Below are 22,133 nucleotides of genomic sequence, written 5' to 3'. Positions count from 1 at the left end.
AATTGCCTCAGGCGGTCATCAGCACGCCGCGGTAGATCTGGTCTTCCATGGCGCGCCCGGTGCCGAGCGCGACGCACGACAGTGGATCTTCAGCGACGCTGACAGGCAGGCCGGTTTCCTCGCGCAGATGCTCGTCGAGACCGCGGATCAGCGCACCGCCACCAGTCAGCACGATGCCTTGGTCGACGATGTCTGCGGCAAGTTCGGGCGCCGTGTTTTCGAGTGCGATGCGCACGCCTTCGACGATCGCGCCGATTGGTTCGGACAGCGCTTCGGCGATATTTGCCTGCGTAATCGTGATTTCCTTAGGCACGCCATTTACGAGGTCGCGACCCTTGATGTGGATCGTTTCGCCGATGCCGTCAGCTGGGGCCGTGGCGATGCCGTAGTCCTTCTTGATGCGCTCCGCCGTGGCTTCACCGATCAGCAAGTTGTGATGACGGCGGACGTAGGACACGATCGCTTCGTCCATCTTGTCGCCACCCACGCGTACCGACGTCGTATAGGCAAGGCCACGCAACGAAAGGACCGCAACCTCGGTGGTTCCACCGCCGATGTCGACAACCATCGAGCCGACTGGCTCGGTCACGGGCATGTCCGCGCCGATCGCCGCCGCCATTGGTTCAAGGATAAGGTAGACCTGGCTCGCACCGGCATTGCTGGCCGCGTCACGAATGGCGCGGCGTTCCACGCTGGTGGAACCGGATGGCACGCAGATCACGATTTCGGGGTAGCGCAGGAGGCTCTTGGATCCGTGCACCTTGCGGATGAAGTGCTTGATCATTTCCTCGGCGACTTCGATGTCGGCGATCACGCCGTCCCGAAGCGGGCGGATGGCTTCGATGTTGTCCGGTGTCTTGCCCATCATCATCTTGGCGTCGTCGCCCACGGCCTTGACCCGCTTGATCCCGTTGATCGTCTCGATGGCGACGACTGAAGGTTCGTTTAGCACGATGCCGCGATCCTGCACGTAAACCAGTGTGTTGGCCGTGCCGAGGTCGATCGCGATGTTCTGGGAACCGAACTTGAAGAATCGGGAAAAGATCGAAGCCATCTAAGAATCCGTGATAATCTGCGGTTTGGCGCACGGGCACGCGCCAGACCCTCCAGAAAGTGCGCCCGGGAAGGCGGCTTCCTAGCAGGCGGCTGTCGCAAAGCCCATGGGTTTGTGCGGGATTGGACGGATAACTTCACCGCTTGTCTCGAAATAAATCGGCTTCGGCGCTAGTTGTGACAGGACCATGCGAGTCATCCGCCGCCTTCCCGAGACGCTCATCAACCGCATTGCTGCCGGCGAGGTGGTCGAGCGCCCCGCAAGCGCGCTCAAGGAGCTGGTTGAAAACGCCATCGACGCAGGCGCAAGCCATCTCCACGTGCGCCTGTCCGAAGGCGGATTGGCCTTGATCGAGGTGTCCGACGACGGGTGCGGCATGCGCCCCGACGAGATCGAGCTGGCACTCGAACGCCATGCCACGTCCAAGCTTCCAGATGAGGCGATCGAGATGGTCGAAACCCTCGGGTTTCGAGGAGAAGCCTTGCCGTCAATCGCCTCCGTCGCCCGCATCACCATCGAATCCCGGCCGCAAGGCTGCGCAGAGGGCTGGAAGCGCGTGGTCGACAATGGCACGCTCGTGGCAGAAGGACCCGCGGCGCTTCCCCCGGGTACGCGCGTCCGGGTGGAGCAACTGTTCGAGAAGATTCCCGCTCGCCGCAAGTTCCTGCGCAGCCCGCGTTCGGAATGGGCGGCCGCGTCAGATGTCGTTCGCCGCCTCGCGATGGCCCGGCCCGATCTCGGCTTCACACTCGAACATGATGGTCGCCGGGCGCTGCATGTGCAGGCCGGAGACACGCTCGAAGCGCGCGTCGCTCAACTTGTTGCCCGAGAGTTGTCCGGTAATTCCGTCGAGGTAGACCTGTACCGGGGCGACTACCACCTTACTGGCATTGCCGGGTTGCCGACCTACAATCGCGGTGTTGCCGATCACCAGTACCTGTTCGTCAATGGTCGCCCGGTGAAGGATCGCCTGCTGATCGGTGCAGTGCGCGGAGCCTATGCCGATATGCTGGCACGCGATCGCCACGCGGTGCTCGCACTGTTCCTGCAGGTCCCGGCGACCGAAGTCGACGTCAACGTCCATCCCGCCAAGTCCGAAGTCCGCTTCCGCGATCCGGCGCTGGTTCGTGGTATGGTGGTTTCAGGCCTGCGTCATGCCTTGTCCACTGGCGACCAGCGTAGTGCACAAGCCCCTGCGGCGAGCGCGATGGCGGCATGGCAGGCGGAGCCGATCGTGCCGTCACCTTCACCTGGCTCCCAGGCAAGCATGTTCTCGCAACAATGGCATCCCGAGCCGCGCGTAAGCGAGGCTGGGCAAGCGTGGCGTGGCTACGAGCAATCCGTTCTCGCGCCGCCACAGGCGCGAGCCGAAGTCGCCATCGAACCGGTTACCGAATCCGCGCAGCACCCCTTGGCGTTGCCCGGGGACAGATCTCCAACACTTATATCGTCGCAGAGGCGGAAGACGGTCTTGTAATTGTGGACCAGCACGCGGCGCATGAACGTCTCGTGCTCGAACGGCTGCGCGCGGCCGGGGCGGGGCAGGGCACCGCGCCTGCCCAGGCGTTGCTGATCCCTGAAGTTGTGGAACTCGAAGAAGTCGCGTGCGACAGGCTGGAAGAAGCTGCTCCCAAGCTTGCCGAGTTCGGTCTCGCGCTGGAGCGCTTCGGGCCGAACGCCATGCTGGTCCGCGCGGTGCCTGCGGCTCTGGCAAAGGGCGATCCGGCAAAGCTTGTTGCCGACGTCGCCGACGATCTCGCGCATCATGGCGATGCACTGCTCCTGGGTGAAAAACTCGACTTGGTCCTCGCCACCATGGCTTGCCACGGCTCCGTCCGCGCAGGCCGCCAGCTTTCGGTTGCCGAAATGAACGCCCTGTTGCGCGAAATGGAAGTGACGCCGCGCTCCGGGCAATGCAACCATGGTCGCCCGACGTGGGTCAAGCTGGCGCACGGTGACATCGAGAAGCTGTTCGGGAGAAAGTGATGCTGCACCGACGTTTGGCCTTGATTTCGCTGTTGTTCCTCGGCTTGGTTGCCTGCTCCGAAAAGGAGCCGACCGACGCCGAAGCTATTGCCGCCGTCAACGCCGCGCAGGACGGGAAGCCTCCAGTCAAGGCATTGGATCTGCAGCCGATCCTTTATCCTGACATCACCATCAACAAGCTCCACGGCACCGGCTGCGCTTTTGTCGCCGATGGTGGCGGTCTCGGCGCAGTGCTTCTGGCGCAGGACAAGCGAGGCGTGATCAAGTACGGCGATCACGTTCAGGTTCTCGCTCCTGATGCCGGTTCGGCGAAGCTGCCCAAAGGCAGTTTCTCCCGCTACACCGGCAAGGAGAACGCTGTCACACTGACCACGGTCGGGCCGGTCACGCCGGTCGGCACGACCGAGCAGTTCAAGGGAAAGATGGTCGTGACCGACGCCTTCGAGCGCCCGGTCTACGAGGCGACGGGGGACGTCCAGTGCAAGGCGATTTGAAGCCTCAGGCTTCTCTGGTGCGGATCAGGCCAATCGACTTCATAGTCATCACCACCACGCCGTCCTGATTATACACCCTGACGTTCGAGCGGAAGCTCCCCATTTCCGGCCTCGACGAGCTCCGCTTCTTGTCGACAATCTCGGTTTCGACGCTGAGCGTATCGCCGGGATAGACCGGCTTGAGCCAGCGGATCTCGTCGAGGCCCGGCGAGCCAAGCCCCGCCTGCTTGCGCTCCTTCAGGTTCTCCACCAGCATCGCCATCGTCATGGCGCAAGTATGCCAGCCGCTGGCAGACAGCCGACCGAAATGGGTCTCTGCTGCTGCCTCGTCGCTCAAGTGAAAAGGCTGCGGGTCATATTTTGACGCAAATTCGATTACTTCCTCGCGGTTGACGGCATAGCTTCCGAACCGCTGGACTGCGCCGGGTTCGATATCTTCGAAATACATCATTTCGGCAGGTTTGCGGCTTGGACGCACAAAGTCAATCGCGCGATTAAATCGTGATCGCCCGCAGACCCTTGGCAGGCGGGGTAGGGTCCGGAATGATCCGGTATCGCGCGGTGATGATGCTGAAGATGCCGAACAGCAGAAGTCCTGCTGCCACGAACTGGAAGCCAGTCTCCATGTCTCGCAGATTGTTGATGGCTTTCCCCAGCGAAACGACTTCTTGGCTCTCGCCGAACCACGCGGTGCGCAGCAGTGACCACCCGATCAGGGCCATAACCACAGCTCGCGCAGCATGCCCGGCACGGCCGATCCAGCATGTGAAGCTGGGCGCGTGTGAGGAAATGTGGCGCATAAAGCCCGTCGTCACGGCGCTGCGTGCCTGGAATATTGCTGCAATCAGGATACCCACGCCGATAATGCCCAAAATAGTGCTGCCGAAGGGGAAATCAAGCACGCCACCAGCCATCTGTGCGGACGAATCTTCACCTGCGCCACGTGCGCCGCTGGCGATCCGTGCGGCTGTCCAGGCAAGACCGAGATGGATCACAGCGCTGGTGAGATAGCCCACTCTCGATGCACGCCCCTTCCAGGAAGTGCCCTTGCGCTCGATATCGAAGAGCGCCGCAGAAAGCCGATACATCGCGTAACCTACCAGGCCTGCTGCTGCGACATACAGGACAACCGGGCCACCCGGGATCGCGTTCAGCACCCGAAAGATATCGCCGGCGCCATCATCGATGTCAGACTTTTCCGCTGTCAGCGCGAGGTATCCCAACAGGACGTAGACGAGGCCGCGTGCCGCAAATCCCACTCGCGCCAGCCACACCACTTTCTCCGACTTGTCGACCACCAGCGCGTTCCTTTTTCCTGTTCGGGCATGGAACGCGCCGGAGGCCAACCGGTGCCGGGCAGTCAGTTCATCGTCGGCATGAACAGCATCCACAAAGCCATGCCAACCATCACCACATTTTCGGTGAGCGAAACAAACCCCAGCGGAACGCGCCCCGACCCGCCTACGCAGGCACACTTGAGCTCGCGCCGCTGGACATAGACTGCGTAGAAGACCGAGATGCCGCCGATGGTACCGATGAACAGGGCAATCGGAATGGACAGCCAGGGCAGTGCTCGCGCCGCCATCAGAACGCCGGCAAGCGCTTCCCCAAATGGATAGAGATAGGCGTAGGGCACCCATCGCCGGGCCAGCAAGTCATAGCCCAGGAACATCGTTGCAAACCGGTCGACGTCCTGCAGCTTGAGCATGGCGAGAAGGGCCATGGCGAAGGCAATGAACCATTCAATCGCCCTTTGTGTGAAGGGCGTGCCGAAAGTCGCATGACTGACGGCAAGAGCCAGGGCCCCAGCGATCGCGAAAACGGCCAGGACGGGAACGTAACTCGTCGCATCAGGATCGGCCACTTTCAGGCCAAGGAAGCGCCGCGTATCGTCGTGCCCGCCAATGCGTTGTCCGTTGATGAACACTTGCGGAGTAGTTTTGACGTCATGTGCCTGCTTGAAGGCATCGGTTTCTTCTCGTGTCCGCAGCCAGTGGTCTTCCACCTCATAACCTTGGCGCTCGAGCAGGTGCTTCACCTTCACGCCATAGGGGCAGATGTGTTTGGGCATGACCATGCGATAGAGCACGGCGGTTCGAGTCGGGGTCTGTGCGTTTGTCATGCAAGGACCTATAACCTGCGTACCATGGTACGGAGTCAAGCGATATGGCGATGACGATTTCCGAGCTCGCCAGAAGCGCCGCCGTCGGCGTCGAGACGGTACGCTTCTATCAACGCAAAGGCTTGCTGGACGATCCCCGGCCAACCCGCAGCGGCAGGGAAGGCCACAGGCATTACGGCGAGGACGATCTGCGGCGCCTCCGCTTTGTGCGCAGCGCCCAAGGCGCCGGCTTCACGCTGTCGGAGATCGCCGAATTGCTCGCTCTCGATGCCGGACACGACCGACCGCGCGCGCGACAGATGGCAAAAGCTCGTCTCGAGGCGATCGAGCATGAGATCGCGCGGCTGGAGGCAGCGCGAAAATCGCTTCGCAAGCTTGCCCGCGAATGTGCGAAAGGCGGCGCCGGCCCCTGTCCGATCATCGCCGCCTTCGAAAATTGAGGCTTAGACGTTGAATTTGAAGTGGAGGACGTCACCGTCCTTCACCACGTATTCCTTGCCTTCCTGCCGCAGCTTGCCTGCGTCGCGCGCCGCACTTTCGCCCCCGAGGCTGACGAAATCGTCATAGGCGATGGTCTCGGCGCGGATGAAACCGCGCTGCATGTCGGAGTGAATTTCGCCCGCCGCTTCAGGAGCCTTGGCGCCGAGATGCACGGTCCAAGCGCGCGCCTCCTTGGGGCCGACGGTGAAGAAGGTGATCAGGTGCAGCAACTCATACCCGGCGCGGATCACGCGGGCGAGGCCGGTTTCGTGCAGGCCCATTTCCTCGAGAAACACCGACCGCTCTTCCGGATCCATTCCCACAAGTTCGGACTCGATCGCGGCCGAAACGATCACCGCATTGGCGCCCTCGGCCTTCGCCTTCTCGAACACCCGGGCGGAGAAAGCGTTGCCCTCCGCTGCGCTCTCTTCCTCGACGTTGCAGACATAAAGCACCGGCTTGGCGGTCAGCAGCTGGGCCTGCTTGAACACGCGGGCTTCCTCGTCATCCTTTGGCTGGGTCAGCCGGGCAGGCTTGCCTTCGCGCAGAAGTTCGAGCGCTTGACCCAGGACCGAGGCAATGACCTTCGATTCCTTGTCGCCCGCCTTGGCCTTCTTCTCGGCAGCTGGCACGCGCTTCTCAAGGCTCTCGAGGTCCGAAAGCATCAGCTCCGTCTCGACCGTTTCAGCGTCCGAGATCGGGTCGACCTTGTTGTCGACATGCTGGATGTCATCGTTCTCGAAACAGCGCAGCACGTGAACGATGGCGTCCACTTCACGAATGTTGCCGAGGAACTGGTTGCCAAGGCCTTCGCCCTTTGACGCGCCACGCACGAGGCCGGCAATATCCACAAAGCCCAGTTGCGTCGGAATGATCTTCTGGCTGCCCGCAATCTTGGCGAGAGTGTCAAGACGCGGGTCGGGGACGCCCACGTTGCCGACGTTCGGCTCGATCGTGCAGAACGGATAATTCGCCGCCTGCGCCGCCTGCGTTTCGGTCAGTGCGTTGAACAGCGTCGACTTGCCGACGTTGGGAAGGCCGACGATCCCGCAACGAAAACCCATCTTCAAACTCCTTGGCTGGCCGCGCCTTTAGCGGGGCGCGGCGGATTTGGAAACCTTCACGGAAATTTCAGGGATTGAGCGCAGTAAGCGCTTCAAGCGTGGAGAGATTTGCGATGAAGAAGCTGGCGTTCCTGACCTTGCCGCTGCTGCTGGCAGCCTGCACCGACAGTCCGCAGGAGCGAGCCGATCGCGCGCGCAAATCTTTCCAGGCGCATGACTATCGCGCCGCGCAGGTCGATCTGGCGGCTGCACTCGAAGCAAATCCACAGGATCCTGCGCTCCTTGAACTTCATGCCCGCAATGCCCTTGCCATGGGCGATGGCATTGCCGCTGGCACTTCGTTGGGGAAACTCCCCGAGAGCAGGCGCCCCGCTGATTTTGCGCTGCTTACGGCCGAGGCGATGCTGCTGCGCGGTCTTCCGGATGAGGCAATGGCGGCTTTGGGTGCGGACACTTCGGCTGCCGCTAACCGCATTCGCGCTCTTGCCCTGCTGGGTAAGGACGACCGGGAGGGGGCTGCAAAAGCCTTTGCAGCAGGGGCTGCGGGCAAGGCCGATGCGCGCCTGCTGGCAGATTATGCGCGCTTCAGCCTGATGGGCGGAGATATCAAGCAGGCTCGCTCATTGGTGGATCGCGCGAAGGCGGCGGACGGCGCGATGATCGATGTTCTTCTGGCAGAGGCTGAGGTGGCAACGGCCGAAGGCAGGCTGGCTGAAGCGCTGGCGGCATACGACGCGGCAGCCAAGGCTTACCCGGGCAATCTTGCCGCTCTTGCTGGCAAGGCCGCAGTCCTCGGCGATCTCGGGCGTGCCAAGGAAATGGACGAGGTCCTGAAGTCGCTGGCAGAAGTGAAAGGCGGGTGGCAGGTCGCCTACCTTCAGGCGCGTGCCGCCGCATCGCGCGGTGATTGGGGCGCTGTCCGAAGCATTCTCCAGGCAAATGAAAGCCAATTGGCCGACAAGGAAGAAGCGACGGTGCTTTACGCGCAAGCACTCGTAGCCTTGAAGCAGCCCGAGCAGGCGCGGGCCAAGTTGCAGCCGTTGCTCACCCGCAATCCCGGCAGTGCAACACTCCGTCGTGAACTTGCCAAGGCGCAACTGGCTGCTGGCGACGCTCGTGGCGCAGTCGAGACGATGCGCCCCTTCGCCGAAATCCAGACAGCCGACGCCGAAGATCTGCGTCTTCTGGCGAAAGCTGCAGAGGCTTCGGGTGACCCGGCAGCGGCCAGGCTGGCGGAAAAGGCGAAGTTTCCGTCAGCACAGGCGCTGGCGGCAACGCTGGCTCAGGCCGACACGGCAATGAAGCAGTCCAACTGGGGCAATGCCATTGCCGCCTACGAGCGTCTGCTTGCCGTGACGGATGGGAAGAACCCGCTGATCCTCAACAATATGGCCTATGCCCAGGGGATGGTCGGCAACAAGGCCAAGGCGATAGAGTTTGCTGAGCGTGCCTACAAGGCCGCGCCGACGAGTGCATCGGTCCTCGATACGCTGGGCTGGCTTCTGGTCGAGAGCGGCAAGGACCGTTCTCGCGGGCTGACCCTTCTGCGCGAAGCCGCCGCCAAGGCTCCAGGCAATGCCACCATTGCAGGGCATTTGCGCAGCGCCGAGAAGGGCTGAACGCAAACGAAAAGGGAGCCCGCGTCTGCGGGCTCCCTTCCGCGAATTTCCGCTGCTGTCAGACTGCGACCGCGAGAAGGCGCGGCGCAGTCTGGCGACGGCGTGCCATGGCGAGGCCGACGAGTCCGATGCCAAACAGGCCCAGCATGCCCGGCTCGGGAACAGGTGTACCGCCCGTAGATCCGCCCGTGCTGCTCAGCGTGCCCGATCCGCTGGCCGAGCTGATGCCCGGTACGCCGCTGATCGACTGGTAGCGCACATAGAAGTCGCTGAGCGTCAGCGAGCTGACCGGCTGCGAGAAGCTCAGCGTGAACGAACCGGTGCCGGTTTCGCCAAGCGTCAGGCCGCCGCTGCCGCCGCCGGCACAGCTACCGGTCTGGGCATCCTTGAAGCACACGTCGACGGTGCCAATGCCGTTCGGATAGTTCGAGTTCAGCGTGGTGTACGAGAATGCACCGGTGCTGGCGGCCGACGAGATGGTGGGATCGGTGTTGAACGCAAAGCTCGAGATGCGCGAATCCGTCACCGGCGATGAGCTGGTGTTGGAAACGCTGTAGTCGAACGTATAGTCGTTGCCGGAGATGCCGGTCAGCTTGAACGTGGTCGAGCCGGTAAGGCCGTTGATCGTCGTCCCGCCGGAGAATCCGTCATAATTCAGCGTGAAGCTGTTGCCGATATCGCCCGAGCCGAGCGTAACGGAATCGGCAAAGGCAGGTGCGGCTGCCATCATTGCTGCGCTGGCAGCGAGGCCCGCGAGAACTTTTCTGAAGGTCATCGAAACTGCTCCCCTGAACCGAAATTCGGTTAATTGTCAGGAAAGCAATCACTGTGCCAATTACGGATTTCAGCCATTTGTAATGATTAACAACTACGTGGTCGTAAGATTTCTCGACAGGCGCGACCATCGAACCTCCTCCACTTTCACCAAAGATTCAGCGGTGCATGGCATCTAACGCTCATGACGTCCCGCCTCGCACTTGCCCTCCTTCTTGCCCTCACTGGTTGCGGCGATGATGTCGCTGATCGTTTGGCTCGCGCAGAACGTGAGATTGCGGGAATGGAACTGGGCGCAGCCAAGGTTGACCTCACGGCGGCTCTGGCCGAAGCTGGTGACGATCCGGCAATTCTTCGCATGCTGGCTTCAGTGCAGCTCCGGTTAGGCGATGGCGAGGGAGCAACCGCCACGGCCTCACGCTTGGAACGCTCGGGCGGATCACAGGCCGAATTGTCGCTGATCCGTGCCGAGGCGGCCGTCTTGCGTGGCAATGTGGACGAGGCGCTGGCACTTCTCGGGCAGGATGCGTCGTCTGCCGCAGAGCGGGTCAGGGCCGCCGCGTTGTCTGTCAAGGGAGACACAGCGGGCGCGTTCGCTGCCTTGCAGCGGGGCGCAGCAGCGGGGGACGATGCGCTTCTCCTTCGCGACTATGCGCGCTTCCTCATCACAGCGCAGGATCTCGACGCGGCATCACGGCAGGTCGAAGCTCTGTCGAAGTTGGATGCAGGGGCATTCGATGCATCGCTGATCGGCGCTGACATCGCTGTAAGACGGGGCAAATTTGCAGTAGCGCACGCAATTCTCGAACAGATGGCCGAGAAGTATCCGCGCGTGCCCGACCCATGGATTGCAAGGGCAAACGCTTTCGATCTTCAGGGCAAGGTCGACGATGCGCTGGCCATGACTTCGCGGGCCGCTGCGATTGCGCCAGATGATCCGCGCGTGCAGGATCTGCAGGTGCAGTTTGCGTCGATGAAAGGCGAATGGGAAAAGGTTCGTTCGCTGCTGGCAAAGCAGGAGCGGGATCTTGATCCCCTGTCCGCCAACGGGCTCAGCTATGCCGAGGCGATGTTGCGGACCGGACATCCCGAACAGGCCAGAGCGATGTTCCAAAGGGCACTGACGCGGTCGCCGAACAATCCTTTTGCCCGCATCATGCTGGCCGAAGCGCAACTGGCGACCGGAGATTCGCTTGCCGCTTTCGGAACGGTACGGCCTCTTGCCGACAGCCAGCTGGCTGGTCCGCGCGAGCTCGAGCTGGCGGCAAAGGCGGCCGAGGCAGCGGGTCTTGTTGATGCAGCGCTGCTGCGCGCGCGGTTGCGTGCCGCCCAGGCGGGACAGATCAAGACATTGGCAGCTGAGGGTCAGGCGGCATTGGCGCGTGAAGATTGGAGTGCCGCTGCGGAGGCCTATGCGCAGCTCGCGCATTCAGGTGACGACGCAGAAGTCCTCAAGCGACTGGCGCTTGCCCTCAGCCATGTCGGGAAAGGCGAGGAGGCGATCAAGGCTGCGGACAAGGCTCGCGCCTTGCGTCCCGATGATCCTGATACGTTGTACATGGCAGGCTTGGTCCGCGCCCGGGCTGGAAGGGATATGCCCACGGCAATCGACCTGCTTCGCAAGGCAAGTTCGGCCGAGCCGACCAACGCCGTATTTCGCAGCACTTTGGCCCGCTATCAGGCGCAGACCGGCACCTGATAGCGGGATTGCGTCAGGCGCGGGGCTTGTTCTTGCGCGAGCGTGCAAAACCGATGCCGAGCAGGCCGAGAGCCATCATGCCCAGCATGCCCGGCTCCGGCACTGCCGTACCGCCCGAAGTGGTGGTCGTGCCGCCCGAGGTCGTCGTGGTGCCGCCCGAAGTCGTTGTGGTGCCACCCGAAGTGGTGGTCGTACCACCTGAAGATGTCGTGCCCCCGCAGAGCGAGGAACCGCCGCTGTGCCCGCAGTTGCAATAGTGCTTGTGCGTAAGCCACCAGGTCGCGTTTGCCGGCGAAGCGGCAGACAGGCCCGCAGTTGCTGCAATGGCGATGGCGATTGAGCGAATGTTCATGTTAACCCCGTTGGTTAATTGCAGTCTGCACCTTGCTAAGCAAAACCGGTGCCAACTTCATATTTACAGGGCGTGGCGTGGTTAACGGCCTTTGGGCCGACGGAAGATGTAAAGAGGGACGACGGAATGTGTTTCCCGTTTGTTTCCAGACAGTCACCCCTTCTGCCGCATGGCAACGTCGTTCATGAAACGAACGTCATCTTTCGAAGCAAGCCAGCCCGCTTCAGAAGCAATGGCTCCCAGCATCTCGATCAGGTCATCCTGCTCTGCCTTGGCAAATCCGCCCAGCACATACCCGGTTACGCGGTCCTTGTGCCCAGGATGGCCGATGCCAAGCCTTACGCGCCGGAAATCGGCCCCCAGATGCTGATCGATCGAGCGCAGGCCATTGTGGCCGGCCGTGCCGCCGCCCTGCTTCACCTTCACCTTGAATGGCGCAAGATCGAGCTCGTCATGAAACACCGTCAATGCGTCCATGCCCAGCTTGTAGAAGCGCATCGCTTCGCCCACGGATCGCCCGCTCTCATTCATGAAGGTCGCGGGCTTGAGCAGCAGGACCTTGTGGTTGCCAATCCGGCCTTCCTGCAGCCAGCCCTGAAACTTCTTCTGCACCGGCCCGAAGTTGTGGACCTCGGCAATCGTGTCGAGCGCCATGAAGCCGACATTGTGGCGGTGCAGCGCGTACTGCGCACCCGGATTTCCGAGGCCGACCCAGAGTTGCATGTGCGTGAGGTTCCTTCGTTCGATAGTGCTTGAGCGGCGAGCATGCCCACCCCGTCCGACTAAGCCTTGCTGCGCAAGGCCAAGTCTCCCGGCCCTCCCGCTTGCGGGAGGGCGTATCGGCAGAGCACTTATACCCATCCCGCAGGCGGGAGGGTTGGGGGTGGGCATGGGCATAGCGCAAACCCGTCACCCAAAAAAGAACCCCTCCCGCACGCAGCGAAAGGGGTATCTCTTTAGCGCGCCTGCCGGAGCAGGGCCAAGTCGGGCTATCAGCCTTCCTTGGTGGTGTCGCCTTCTTCGCTCTTCAGCGAGGAGGGGGCCACGATCGTCGCGATGGTGAAGTCGCGGTCCGAGATCGCGGGCTTCACGCCTGCGGGCAGGGTGACGGCGCTGATGTGGATCGAATCGCCAACTTCGTAGCCGGCGACGTCAACGATGATGTCGTCGGGGATCGCGTCAGGAGCGCAGATCATTTCCAGCTCGTGACGGACGACGTTGAGGATGCCGCCCTTCTTGAGGCCCGGCGACTTCTCTTCGTTGATGAAGGCCACCGGCACGTCCACGTGCACGACCGAGTCCTTCGAAACGCGCAGGAAGTCTGCGTGCTGCGGACGGTCGGTCACCGGGTGGAAGGCGACGTCCTTGGGGAGGGTGCGGATGGTCTTGCCACCGACAGTGAGCTCGACGACCGAGTTGAAGAAGTGGCCGGTGCCCAGCGCCTTGTTCAGCGCCTTTTCTTCAAGGTGGATCGCGATGGGTTCTTCGTTGCCGCCGTAGATCACGGCGGGGGTGCGGCCTTCGCGACGCAGAACACGGGAGGCTCCCTTGCCAGCCCGTTCGCGCGTCTCGGCCGACAGATGCAGCGTTTCGCTCATTGTCAGTACCTTCAGCTGAGTTAATCACACTTCCTCCGCCACGCCTCCAGGGATGACCATGACAGGGAAGCGGCGGCCCTTAGCGGGTTTGGGCGGAAATGCAAGGAATCAATGGAAGCTCAAGGCACCCGCCTGATCGTCCACCCACGCGCCATCATCAGGCGCTGCAAGCTGTCAGACCCCGCCAGATGCGCCGCGCCTACTGCCACGAAGGGCTTGGCACCCCCTTCAACATCGCGTCCAGCTGATCGGCCCAGTCCCGGTTGCGATCGGTCAGCAGCGCCTGATGCAGGCCGGCGTCGGCCAGAAACCCCTCATTCGCCTCGCGTGCAATCCCAAGGTCATCACCCTTGAGCCACAGCGCGACCATGTCGGCTTCCTCGTCCTTGTCGCTCGCCGCCTCGACCGTCACTTCCTGCAACAACACTTGTTGCTGGCGTGCGGGCAGGGCGTCGAACACGCCGAACTGGCTGTGGATCGTCTCGAACCCGGCAACGGGCTTGTTTCCGGCCAGCTTGCGCAAGGCAGGTTCTGCCCCGCTGTCCGGATCGGCCCCGGCCTTCTGCCCGGCAATCGCCGCCAGTTGCAGCGCCACCGCCCAGCTTTCGGTATCGGCAAAGTCCGCATCCGACAGGCCCAGCTTGCGATAAACCTCGGCCAGCTTGGCGCGATAGGCAGGCGAAAGCCGCTGCGAAGGCGGGGGCAGCCCCTCGGTCCCGGCAAGATCCGCAAGCGCCTCGCCCGCCACCGTCTGGTTCAGCGGCTCGGCAATCTCCAGCACCAGCCGATCCGCCTTGGCCAACGCCTCGCCGATGGCGGGCCGCAGCCATTGCGTTTCCGGCGGCAGGGCATGGACGGTGCCGAACATATATCCGCGCACCGTCCCGGTCTTGTCCTCGATCTGCCACAGCGCCACGCGTGTGTCCGGCGCAGGGGCAGGCTTGCCACGCTCGATCCAGGCAACGGCCATGCCCAGCAGCAATGCCGGTATCACTGCCCACAACAGGCGCGGGAGGTAGCGCAACAGCTGCATCATTGGACGCGGGTGCTGACCACGCCCTGCTGCTTCAGCACATCCTGCACGCTGTTCACACCGGCGAGATGCCCTGCGCCCACAGCGATGAACACGGTCCCTGGCTGTTCGAGCCGCTTGCGGACCCACGAGGCCCAGTTGCGGTTGCGCTGGTAGAGCAGGGCTTCAGCCAGCTCCGGATCGTCCATGTTCTCGTTCATCAGCTTGCCCAGACCTTCAGGGTCACCCGTGCCCCACTCGTCGGTCATCGAACCGATGATGGCAAAGCTCTTGTCGAAATCGCGTACCGCTTCGCCAAGAAACTTGAGCTGCGCCTCGCGCGGCAATTGGTCGAACAGGCCAAGTTGGAAGTCGACCGTTTCGAGCGCGCCGAGCTTTTTGCCCTTGGCAACTGCGGTCTTGCGCAGCACAGCCTCCGCGCCGCTGTCGGCGCCGTAACCCGCCATGGCATAGGGCATGACGCCCAGCGTGATCCCGGCAAGCCATGGCTCGAGCGGATCGAAGGCCTCCGCCGGTATCTTCAGCTTCGTCAGCAGCGCTTCATAGGCCGCACGGTCGTTATCGTTCATCAACGAACGCAGGGTTTCCCCCTTCAGCAATCCGATGGCCATGACGGACTTCTGCTGTTCGGCTGCCGGAATCTCCGGAATCTCGGTGACGAGTTCTTCCGAGCCATCCAGCGCTTGCCCGATCGGCCCGTCCAGCCAGACCAGGCCCTTCGGCAGAGCATGGATCGTGCCGAACAGGTAGATGGTGGTGTCGGCATCGGCCACTTTCCACAACGCAGGCTTCAACTGCCTTGGCGCGGGTGCCTCCGCTGCAGGCTTGGCAGCAGGCGCCTCGGCCTGGACCGTTCCGGCAAAGGCGAAGGCGGCGAGGGCGACCGTGGCGGCGAATGTACGATAGGCGCGTTTCATCATCAGGCTCCTTGTGCCCGTAAACAGGTTGCAGGGAAATGAAGGTGTGAAGGTGCGGCGTCAGAGATGGCGCTGGCGGAACCAGACCACACCCCAAATCGCCATGGTGGCAAGGTAGATCGCCATTCCATCAACCGGCGGCAGAAACCCGCCGCGATGGCCCAGCCACCAGATCGGCGCTGCGGCGCTGTAGAAGTAGAGCGCGATCAACGCCCCGGTGCGATAGGATTGCTCCTCGTGCTCGTCGATGTTGCGGTGCCAGAACCACGTGATCGGCGCGATCACCAGCACGATGATGGCGATAAGTGCGGCAGCAACGCTCGGCTGCAGAGGCCCAGCGGCTACGTCGAACGGCTGCCCAGGCGCATCGCCCGCCACGCTCATCCACATGCCCATGAAGAGTCCGATACCGCTTGCCGCTATGGCGCTGATCGTTGCGCGACGGGCGCGAGGCGTGAGCGGACCATTCTCGCGATAATACCGGCGCGCACTGACCCAGGCGAACCAGAATGCGGCCAGGGTCAGGGCGGCAAACACGCCCATGATCACCCATCCGATCGGCTTGACCGGCTCTTCCTTGCCAAGCGCGCCGATCAGGCCAGCCGCCGCGCCGGAGAAGAACACAGCCGCCACCGTCGCGCCGAACATACGCATGGCAAGAGTGCCAAGGCTCATGGCCGGCGGGTCAGTCTGATCGTCAGTCATGTTGGAAACCATCATCGAAGATCTCCTCGATACGAAGCTGGAAAAGGCGCGCGATACGGAAGGCAAGGGGGAGTGAAGGGTCGTGCTTGCCCGTCTCGATCGCGTTCACCGCCTGGCGCGACACGTCGAGTTTCATGGCAAGATCGGCCTGGCTCCATTGTCGCTCGGCGCGCAAAACTCTCAATCGGTTGTTCATGTCATGCTCACCTGTCCATATGTCAGGTTATGCTGACAATATGTCGCAATTCCCTGACTGTGTCAAGAAGACCTGACATGGCGGCTGACGTGGTGGTTCCCGGTTGATTTGGCGGCCCTCATCGGCCAAAGCCGCGCGACCATGGCCGACACAAAACTCATGCCTCCCCGCGCCCCCCTGAGCCTGCAGGACATGATCCTGCGCCTCCACGCTTTCTGGAGCGAACAGGGCTGCCTGATCCTTCAGCCTTATGACATGCGCATGGGGGCAGGGACCTTCCACACCGCCACCACCCTGCGCGCGCTCGGGCCTGAGCCGTGGAACGCCGCTTTCGTGCAGCCCTGCCGCCGTCCGACCGACGGCCGCTATGGCGAGAACCCCAACCGGCTGCAGCACTATTACCAGTATCAGGTTATCCTGAAGCCGAGCCCGGAGAACCTTCAGGAGCTTTACCTCCAGAGCCTCGTCGAGATCGGCATCGACCCGCTGGTTCACGACATCCGCTTCGTCGAGGACGACTGGGAATCCCCGACATTGGGCGCATGGGGCCTCGGCTGGGAAGTCTGGTGCGATGGCATGGAAGTCACCCAGTTCACCTATTTCCAGCAGATGGGCGGCTTCGATTGCAAGCCCGTCGCGGGCGAGCTGACCTACGGCCTCGAACGCCTCGCCATGTACATCCAGGGCGTCGACAACGTCTACGACCTCAAGTTCAACAACCACGGCGTTACCTACGGCGATGTCTTCCTCGAAAACGAGAAGCAGATGTCGAAGTGGAACTTCGAAGTCGCAGATACCGACAGCCTGTTCGAAGGCTTCCGCCGCGCCGAGGAAGAGTGCAAGCGCAGCCTAGATGCCGGCGTTCCCATCGCCGCTTACGAGCAGGCGATCGAGGCCAGCCACCTGTTCAACCTGTTGCAGGCGCGCGGCGTGATCTCTGTGCAGGAGCGCGCCAGCTACATGGGCCGCGTTCGCGATCTCGCCCGCGGTTCGTGCGAGGCCTACATGGAAAAGAACGCCGATCAGTGGGCGGCCAAGTATCCGGAGTGGAGCAAGTGACCGATTTCCTTCTCGAACTGCGCAGCGAGGAAATCCCGGCCCGCATGCAGTTAGGCGCCCGCGCCGATCTCGAAAAGCTGTTCCGCAAGCAGTTGGACGCCGCTGGCCTCAAGGCAGGCGAAATCACCGTCTGGTCCACCCCACGCCGTCTCGCGCTGATCGCCCGCGATTTGCCATTGGCGACCGAGGCCGTATCCGAGGAAACCAAGGGTCCGAAGACTTCCGCGCCCGAACAGGCGCTCGAAGGCTTCCTGCGCAAGACCGGCTTGACCCGTGACCAGCTGACCGAGCGCGACGGCGTCTGGTTCGCCGTGACCGAAAAGCCCGGTCGCGCTACGAAGGACGTGCTCGCCGAAGCCATCCCGCGATCATCCGTGCCTTCCCCTGGCCCAAGAGCCAGCGCTGGGGCGCAGCCTCGCTCTCCACCGAAAGCCTGCGCTGGGTGCGCCCGCTCTCCGGCATCGTCGCCATCCTCGGCGAAGATCTGGTCGAGTGTGAGATTGGTGGCATCAAGTCTGGTTACGCCACGCTCGGCCATCGCTTCCATCACGCGGGCGAGATCACCATCGGTGGGGCGAGCGACTACGCCGAAAAGCTCCGCGCCTGCCACGTCATCGTCGACCATGTCGAGCGCGAGGCGCTGGTGCGCGAAAAGGCCAAGGCTGCCGCAGAGGCCGCCGGTCTCGTGCTGGTCGAGGACGAAGGTCTGGTGATCGAGAACGCCGGCCTCACCGAATGGCCGGTCCCGCTGCTCGGCCGCTTTGATGAAGCCTTCCTCGACGTGCCGCCCGAGGTCATCCAGCTGACCGCGCGCGTCAACCAGAAGTACTTCATCTGCCGTGACGCCGCAGGCAAGCTCGCCAACGCCTTCGTCTGCACTGCCAACATCGAGGCCAAGGACGGCGGCGCCGCCATCGTCGACGGCAACCGCAAGGTCCTCGCCGCACGCCTGTCCGATGCCCGCTTCTTCTGGGAGCAGGACAAGAAGAAGCCGCTGGCACAGCAGGCCGAAAAGCTCGCCCGCATCACCTTCCACGAAAAGCTTGGGTCTGTCGCCCACAAGGTCGAGCGCGTTGCCAAGCTGGCCGAATGGCTGGCAAGCGAAGGCATCGTGCCGAACTGCGACCCCGCTCTGGCGCGGCAGGCTGCGGAACTGTGCAAGGCCGATCTCGTCACTGAAATGGTCGGCGAATTTCCCGAACTCCAGGGCCTGATGGGCGGCTACTACGCCCGCGCCGAAGGCCTGCCGGATAACGTAGCCGACGCCATCCGCGATCACTATAAGCCCGTGGGGCAGGGCGATGAAGTGCCCACCGCGCCGGTGACGGTGGCCGTGGCGCTGGCGGACAAGCTGGATACGCTGGTTGGCTTCTTCCTGATTGATCAGCGCCCCACAGGATCGCGCGACCCATTTGCACTTCGACGTGCGGCTCTTGGCGTGCTCGAACTTCTCAACCGGGGTTCTCTGCGCGTCTCGATGTGGAAGGCGATAGCGAAGGCTCTTGCCGGATTCACGAAGCAGCTTGTTTCCGACGACATGTCGGAAGCTTCCTATGAAGCTTTCCAAACAAACCAAAAGGTAGTGTTCACAACACTTCCTGACTTCTTCGCCGACCGCCTCAAAGTCCAGCAACGCGAGGCAGGCGTCCGCCACGACCTGATCGATGCCGTGTTCGCGCTCGGCGGAGAGGACGATCTCGTCCGCCTGCTCGCCCGCGTCCACGCGCTGCAGGCCTTCGTCGGCACCGAGGACGGCACCAACCTGCTCGCTGGCTACAAGCGCGCAGCCAACATCCTCAAGAAGGAAGGCTTCGCCGCCAATCCCAACGCCGGGTCGGAAGGCGAGGGCGTCGTGCCCCCGACTGGCGAGGAAGACCCGCTGGTGCTGGTCGACGATCCCGCACTCGAAGGCGTCGCTGAGCAGTTCGCGCATCCCGAATGCAACTACGTCCGCGAACCGGCCGAGCAGGCACTGGTCGACGCGCTCAATTCCGCGGAACCGCAGGCGGCAGGCGCCGTTGCGGCAGAGGACTTCACTGCGGCCATGGCGGCGCTGGCGAGCCTGCGCGCTCCCATCGATGCCTTCTTTGATCAGGTGACCGTCAATGATGCGGACGCTAACAAGCGTTCCAGTCGCTTGGCGCTGCTTGACCGCTTCCGTGCTGCAGTGCACAAAGTTGCGGACTTTTCGCGCATAGAAGGCTAAGAGCGGGCCGACTCCGGGCCCGTTCCGGCAAGAACAAGCACACGCAGGGAGCCTCGTTGGCGGCATGAGCGCATACGTATTCCACTTCGGCGGCGGCGCATCGTCTTCGGACGCGCGGGCCAAGGACAAGACCATCGTCGGCGGCAAGGGCGCGAACCTTGCCGAGATGGCGGGCATCGGCCTGCCGGTACCCCCGGGCTTCACCATCAGCACCGAAGTCTGCACGGCCTACAACGCCAGCGGCAAGACCTTTGACGAGGCCCTGCGCGCAGGCGTGGCCAATGGCGTCTCCCACATCGAAAAAGCCACCGGCCGCACCTTCGGCGATGCGACGAACCCGCTGCTCGTCTCGGTCCGCTCGGGCGCGCGCGTCTCGATGCCGGGCATGATGGACACCGTCCTCAACCTCGGCCTCAATGACGAGACCGTTGAAGGCCTCGCCGCAGGCTCCGGCGATCCGCGCTTTGCCTGGGACAGCTACCGCCGCTTCATCCAGATGTATTCCGACGTGGTGCTCGGCCTCGACCATCACCGGTTCGAAGATGCCCTGGAAATCGTCAAGGAAGACAACGGCTTCTTCAACGATGTCGAACTCGGTGCAGAGCACTGGCAGGCGCTCGTCGGTGAATACAAGGCCATCGTCGAAGACCAGCTCGGCCGCCCGTTCCCGCAGGACGTCCACGAACAGCTCTGGGGTGCCATCGGCGCCGTGTTCGACTCCTGGGAGTCGGATCGCGCCAAGGTCTACCGCAAGCTCAACGACATCCCGCATGACTGGGGGACCGCCGTCAACGTGCAGGCGATGGTCTTCGGCAACATGGGTGATACCTCGGCCACCGGCGTCGCCTTCACCCGCGATCCCGCGACGGGCGAGAAGGCCTATTACGGCGAATGGCTGGTCAATGCCCAGGGCGAGGACGTCGTCGCAGGCATCCGTACCCCGCAGTACCTGACGCTCGCCGCGCGTGAGCGGGCCGGTGCCAAACCGCTGTCGATGGAAGAGGCGATGCCTGCGGCCTACGCCGAACTCGCCGCCGTCTTTGAACTGCTCGAAAAGCACTACAAGGACATGCAGGACATCGAGTTCACCGTCGAGCAGGGCAAGCTGTTCATGCTGCAAACCCGCTCGGGCAAGCGCACCGCCAAGGCCGCGCTCAAGATGGCGGTGGACATGGTGGCCGAGGGACTGATCGACGAGGCGACCGCGATCAAGCGCATCGACCCGATGGCGCTCGACCAGCTGCTGCATCCCACGCTTGACCCGAAGGCTCCGCGCGATGTGCTGACCAAGGGCCTCCCCGCATCGCCGGGCGCGGCTTCGGGCGCAGTGGTGTTCGATGCCGATACCGCGCAGGCCCGCGCCGAGCGCGGCGACGCCGTCATCCTCGTCCGCGTCGAGACTTCGCCCGAAGACATCCATGGCATGCATGCCGCCAAGGGCATCCTCACCGCGCGTGGCGGCATGACCAGCCACGCCGCCGTGGTCGCGCGCGGCATGGGCCGTCCTTGCGTCTCGGGCGCCTCGGGCGTCTCGATCGACATGGCCAGCCGCACCGCCCGCATCGGCAACCGCGAGGTCAAGGAGGGCGACGTGATCACCCTCGATGGTTCGAACGGTGATGTCATGGCAGGCCTTGTGCCCACCGTGGAGCCCGAACTTGTCGGCGATTTCGGCACGCTGATGGTCTGGGCCGACAAGCACCGCCGCATGAAGGTGCGCACCAACGCGGAAACGCCGCTCGATTGCCAGGTCGCGCGCCAGTTCGGCGCCGAGGGCATCGGCCTGTGCCGCACCGAGCACATGTTCTTCGAAGCAGGTCGCATCAGCGCGGTGCGCCAGATGATCCTCGCCGAGGATGAGTCTGGCCGCCGCGCTGCCCTCGCCAAGCTGCTGCCCGAGCAGCGCAGCGACTTCCAGTCGATCTTCGAGGTCATGGCGGGCTTGCCCGTCACGATCCGCCTGCTCGATCCGCCGCTGCACGAATTCCTGCCCCACGCCGATGCCGAGTTTGCCGAACTTGCCGAAGCCACCGGGCTTGGCGTCGAGCACCTCAAGCGCCGCGCCGGGGAACTCCACGAATTCAACCCGATGCTCGGCCACCGCGGCTGCCGCCTCGGCATCACCTTCCCGGAAATCTACGAGATGCAGGCCCGCGCCATCTTCGAAGCGGCCTGCGACGTTGCCGAGAAGAGCGGCGACGCGCCAATCCCGGAAGTGATGATCCCGCTGGTCGCCACGCGCAAGGAGCTGGAAATACTGCGCGCGCTGGTTGACCGGGTCGCGCTTGAAGTCTTTGCCGAGAAGGGCCGGACTCTGGAGTACATGGTCGGCACGATGATCGAACTGCCGCGCGCTGCGCTGATGGCGGGTGAGATTGCCGAAGAAGCGAAGTTTTTCTCGTTTGGTACCAATGACTTGACGCAGACGACCTTGGGCGTGAGCCGAGACGATGCCGCGCGCTTCCTCAACCCTTACGTCGACCAGGGCATCTACCCGCGTGACCCGTTCGTCAGCCTCGACATCGAAGGCGTCGGCCAACTCGTTGAATTGGCTGCAGAACGTGGCCGCAAGACGCGGCCTGACATCAAGCTCGGCATTTGTGGCGAACACGGCGGCGACCCGGCATCCATCGCGTTCTGCGAGAAGACTGGCCTCGATTATGTCTCTGCCAGCCCCTATCGAGTGCCGATTGCACGGCTTGCAGCGGCGCAGGCGGCGTTGGGCTGATAACCTATTTGGAGTGTTTCCCCGGGGAAACACTCCAGCATGGCGTT

Annotated in this window: 18 protein-coding genes and 3 pseudogenes; 8 read left to right on the top strand and 13 right to left on the bottom strand. The window is 63.1% G+C overall.

Annotated elements, in window-relative coordinates; all coding sequences use genetic code 11:
- Positions 1 to 7: 7 nt before the first annotated feature.
- Entirely contained in the window at positions 8 to 1,054 is a 1,047-nt protein-coding gene (locus C7W88_RS14010) for a rod shape-determining protein (RefSeq protein WP_039331208.1), read from the bottom strand.
- A gap of 187 nt (positions 1,055 to 1,241) precedes the next feature.
- Between C7W88_RS14010 and mutL the strand changes: the two are divergent.
- Together mutL and C7W88_RS14000 are read left to right on the top strand one after the other, a co-directional pair.
- A pseudogene (gene mutL / locus C7W88_RS14005) lies at positions 1,242 to 3,040 on the top strand (DNA mismatch repair endonuclease MutL).
- The gene (locus C7W88_RS14000; RefSeq protein WP_118073998.1) at positions 3,040 to 3,534 is read left to right on the top strand and encodes a hypothetical protein; all 495 of its coding nucleotides are present in this window, start codon (positions 3,040 to 3,042) and stop codon (positions 3,532 to 3,534) included. Before mutL ends, C7W88_RS14000 begins: the two are co-directional and overlap by 1 nt.
- A 4-nt stretch (positions 3,535 to 3,538) precedes the next feature.
- Here the strand turns inward: C7W88_RS14000 and C7W88_RS13995 are convergent, their stop codons facing one another.
- From C7W88_RS13995 to C7W88_RS13985, 3 genes are all read right to left on the bottom strand, one after another.
- A complete protein-coding gene (locus tag C7W88_RS13995; RefSeq protein WP_118073997.1) occupies positions 3,539 to 3,985 on the bottom strand; it encodes a MaoC family dehydratase in 447 nt (148 codons plus the stop codon).
- A gap of 43 nt (positions 3,986 to 4,028) precedes the next feature.
- Complete coding sequence (locus tag C7W88_RS13990; RefSeq protein WP_118073996.1) at positions 4,029 to 4,832, bottom strand: DUF1206 domain-containing protein; 804 nt, start codon at positions 4,830 to 4,832, stop codon at positions 4,029 to 4,031.
- A gap of 62 nt (positions 4,833 to 4,894) precedes the next feature.
- Complete coding sequence (locus C7W88_RS13985) at positions 4,895 to 5,656, bottom strand: MauE/DoxX family redox-associated membrane protein (protein ID WP_118073995.1); 762 nt, start codon at positions 5,654 to 5,656, stop codon at positions 4,895 to 4,897.
- Positions 5,657 to 5,700: 44 nt separating this feature from the next.
- On the opposite strand from C7W88_RS13985, the gene C7W88_RS13980 reads away from it, so the two are divergent.
- Positions 5,701 to 6,096 (top strand): MerR family transcriptional regulator, encoded by a 396-nt coding sequence (locus tag C7W88_RS13980; protein ID WP_118073994.1) that lies wholly within the window; start codon positions 5,701 to 5,703, stop codon positions 6,094 to 6,096.
- A 3-nt stretch (positions 6,097 to 6,099) separates the two neighbouring features.
- Here C7W88_RS13980 and ychF read toward each other — a convergent pair whose 3' ends face one another.
- Complete coding sequence (ychF, locus tag C7W88_RS13975) at positions 6,100 to 7,200, bottom strand: redox-regulated ATPase YchF (protein ID WP_118073993.1); 1,101 nt, start codon at positions 7,198 to 7,200, stop codon at positions 6,100 to 6,102.
- Positions 7,201 to 7,313: 113 nt separating this feature from the next.
- Here ychF and C7W88_RS13970 point away from each other — a divergent pair, with 113 nt between their 5' ends.
- Positions 7,314 to 8,819, top strand: a complete 1,506-nt coding sequence (locus C7W88_RS13970; protein WP_118073992.1) for a tetratricopeptide repeat protein — start codon at positions 7,314 to 7,316, stop codon at positions 8,817 to 8,819.
- Positions 8,820 to 8,877: 58 nt separating this feature from the next.
- On the opposite strand, the gene C7W88_RS13965 is transcribed toward C7W88_RS13970, so the two are convergent.
- A complete protein-coding gene (locus C7W88_RS13965) occupies positions 8,878 to 9,594 on the bottom strand; it encodes a cistern family PEP-CTERM protein (protein WP_118073991.1) in 717 nt (238 codons plus the stop codon).
- Positions 9,595 to 9,846: 252 nt separating this feature from the next.
- On the opposite strand from C7W88_RS13965, the gene C7W88_RS13960 reads away from it, so the two are divergent.
- Complete coding sequence (locus C7W88_RS13960) at positions 9,847 to 11,292, top strand: tetratricopeptide repeat protein (RefSeq protein WP_162896065.1); 1,446 nt, start codon at positions 9,847 to 9,849, stop codon at positions 11,290 to 11,292.
- Positions 11,293 to 11,305: 13 nt separating this feature from the next.
- On the opposite strand, the gene C7W88_RS13955 is transcribed toward C7W88_RS13960, so the two are convergent.
- The 7 genes and pseudogenes from C7W88_RS13955 to C7W88_RS13925 all read right to left on the bottom strand — a co-directional run bounded on the left by C7W88_RS13955 (position 11,306) and on the right by C7W88_RS13925 (position 16,093).
- Positions 11,306 to 11,644, bottom strand: coding sequence for a PEP-CTERM sorting domain-containing protein (locus C7W88_RS13955; protein WP_118073989.1), 339 nt, complete (start codon positions 11,642 to 11,644; stop codon positions 11,306 to 11,308).
- Between the two features lie 153 nt (positions 11,645 to 11,797).
- Positions 11,798 to 12,367, bottom strand: a complete 570-nt coding sequence (gene pth / locus C7W88_RS13950; RefSeq protein WP_118073988.1) for an aminoacyl-tRNA hydrolase — start codon at positions 12,365 to 12,367, stop codon at positions 11,798 to 11,800.
- 269 nt (positions 12,368 to 12,636) lie between these two features.
- Positions 12,637 to 13,242, bottom strand: coding sequence for a 50S ribosomal protein L25/general stress protein Ctc (locus C7W88_RS13945; protein ID WP_118073987.1), 606 nt, complete (start codon positions 13,240 to 13,242; stop codon positions 12,637 to 12,639).
- 119 nt (positions 13,243 to 13,361) lie between these two features.
- A pseudogene (locus C7W88_RS13940) lies at positions 13,362 to 14,110 on the bottom strand (TraB/GumN family protein).
- Positions 14,111 to 14,274: 164 nt separating this feature from the next.
- On the bottom strand, positions 14,275 to 15,192 hold the full coding sequence (locus C7W88_RS13935; protein WP_118074784.1) for a TraB/GumN family protein: 918 nt from the start codon (positions 15,190 to 15,192) through the stop codon (positions 14,275 to 14,277).
- 60 nt (positions 15,193 to 15,252) lie between these two features.
- On the bottom strand, positions 15,253 to 15,912 hold the full coding sequence (locus C7W88_RS13930; RefSeq protein WP_162896064.1) for a hypothetical protein: 660 nt from the start codon (positions 15,910 to 15,912) through the stop codon (positions 15,253 to 15,255).
- Positions 15,890 to 16,093, bottom strand: coding sequence for a helix-turn-helix transcriptional regulator (locus C7W88_RS13925; RefSeq protein WP_118073985.1), 204 nt, complete (start codon positions 16,091 to 16,093; stop codon positions 15,890 to 15,892). The genes C7W88_RS13930 and C7W88_RS13925 overlap by 23 nt, the downstream gene beginning before the upstream one ends.
- Before the next feature lie 141 nt (positions 16,094 to 16,234).
- On the opposite strand from C7W88_RS13925, the gene C7W88_RS13920 reads away from it, so the two are divergent.
- From C7W88_RS13920 to ppdK, 3 genes and pseudogenes are all read left to right on the top strand, one after another.
- A complete protein-coding gene (locus C7W88_RS13920; RefSeq protein WP_118074783.1) occupies positions 16,235 to 17,152 on the top strand; it encodes a glycine--tRNA ligase subunit alpha in 918 nt (305 codons plus the stop codon).
- Positions 17,149 to 19,358 (top strand): annotated as a pseudogene (gene glyS, locus C7W88_RS13915) (glycine--tRNA ligase subunit beta). The gene C7W88_RS13920 and the pseudogene glyS overlap by 4 nt, the downstream one beginning before the upstream one ends.
- A gap of 64 nt (positions 19,359 to 19,422) precedes the next feature.
- The gene (gene ppdK, locus C7W88_RS13910; RefSeq protein WP_118073984.1) at positions 19,423 to 22,086 is read left to right on the top strand and encodes a pyruvate, phosphate dikinase; all 2,664 of its coding nucleotides are present in this window, start codon (positions 19,423 to 19,425) and stop codon (positions 22,084 to 22,086) included.
- The last annotated feature ends 47 nt before the right edge of the window (positions 22,087 to 22,133 follow it).

It is taken from the genome of Novosphingobium sp. THN1, assembly GCF_003454795.1.
Lineage (GTDB): Bacteria > Pseudomonadota > Alphaproteobacteria > Sphingomonadales > Sphingomonadaceae > Novosphingobium.
Note: the sequence above shows the minus strand (reverse complement) of the source record. Positions and strands in the feature narration are given on the sequence as shown.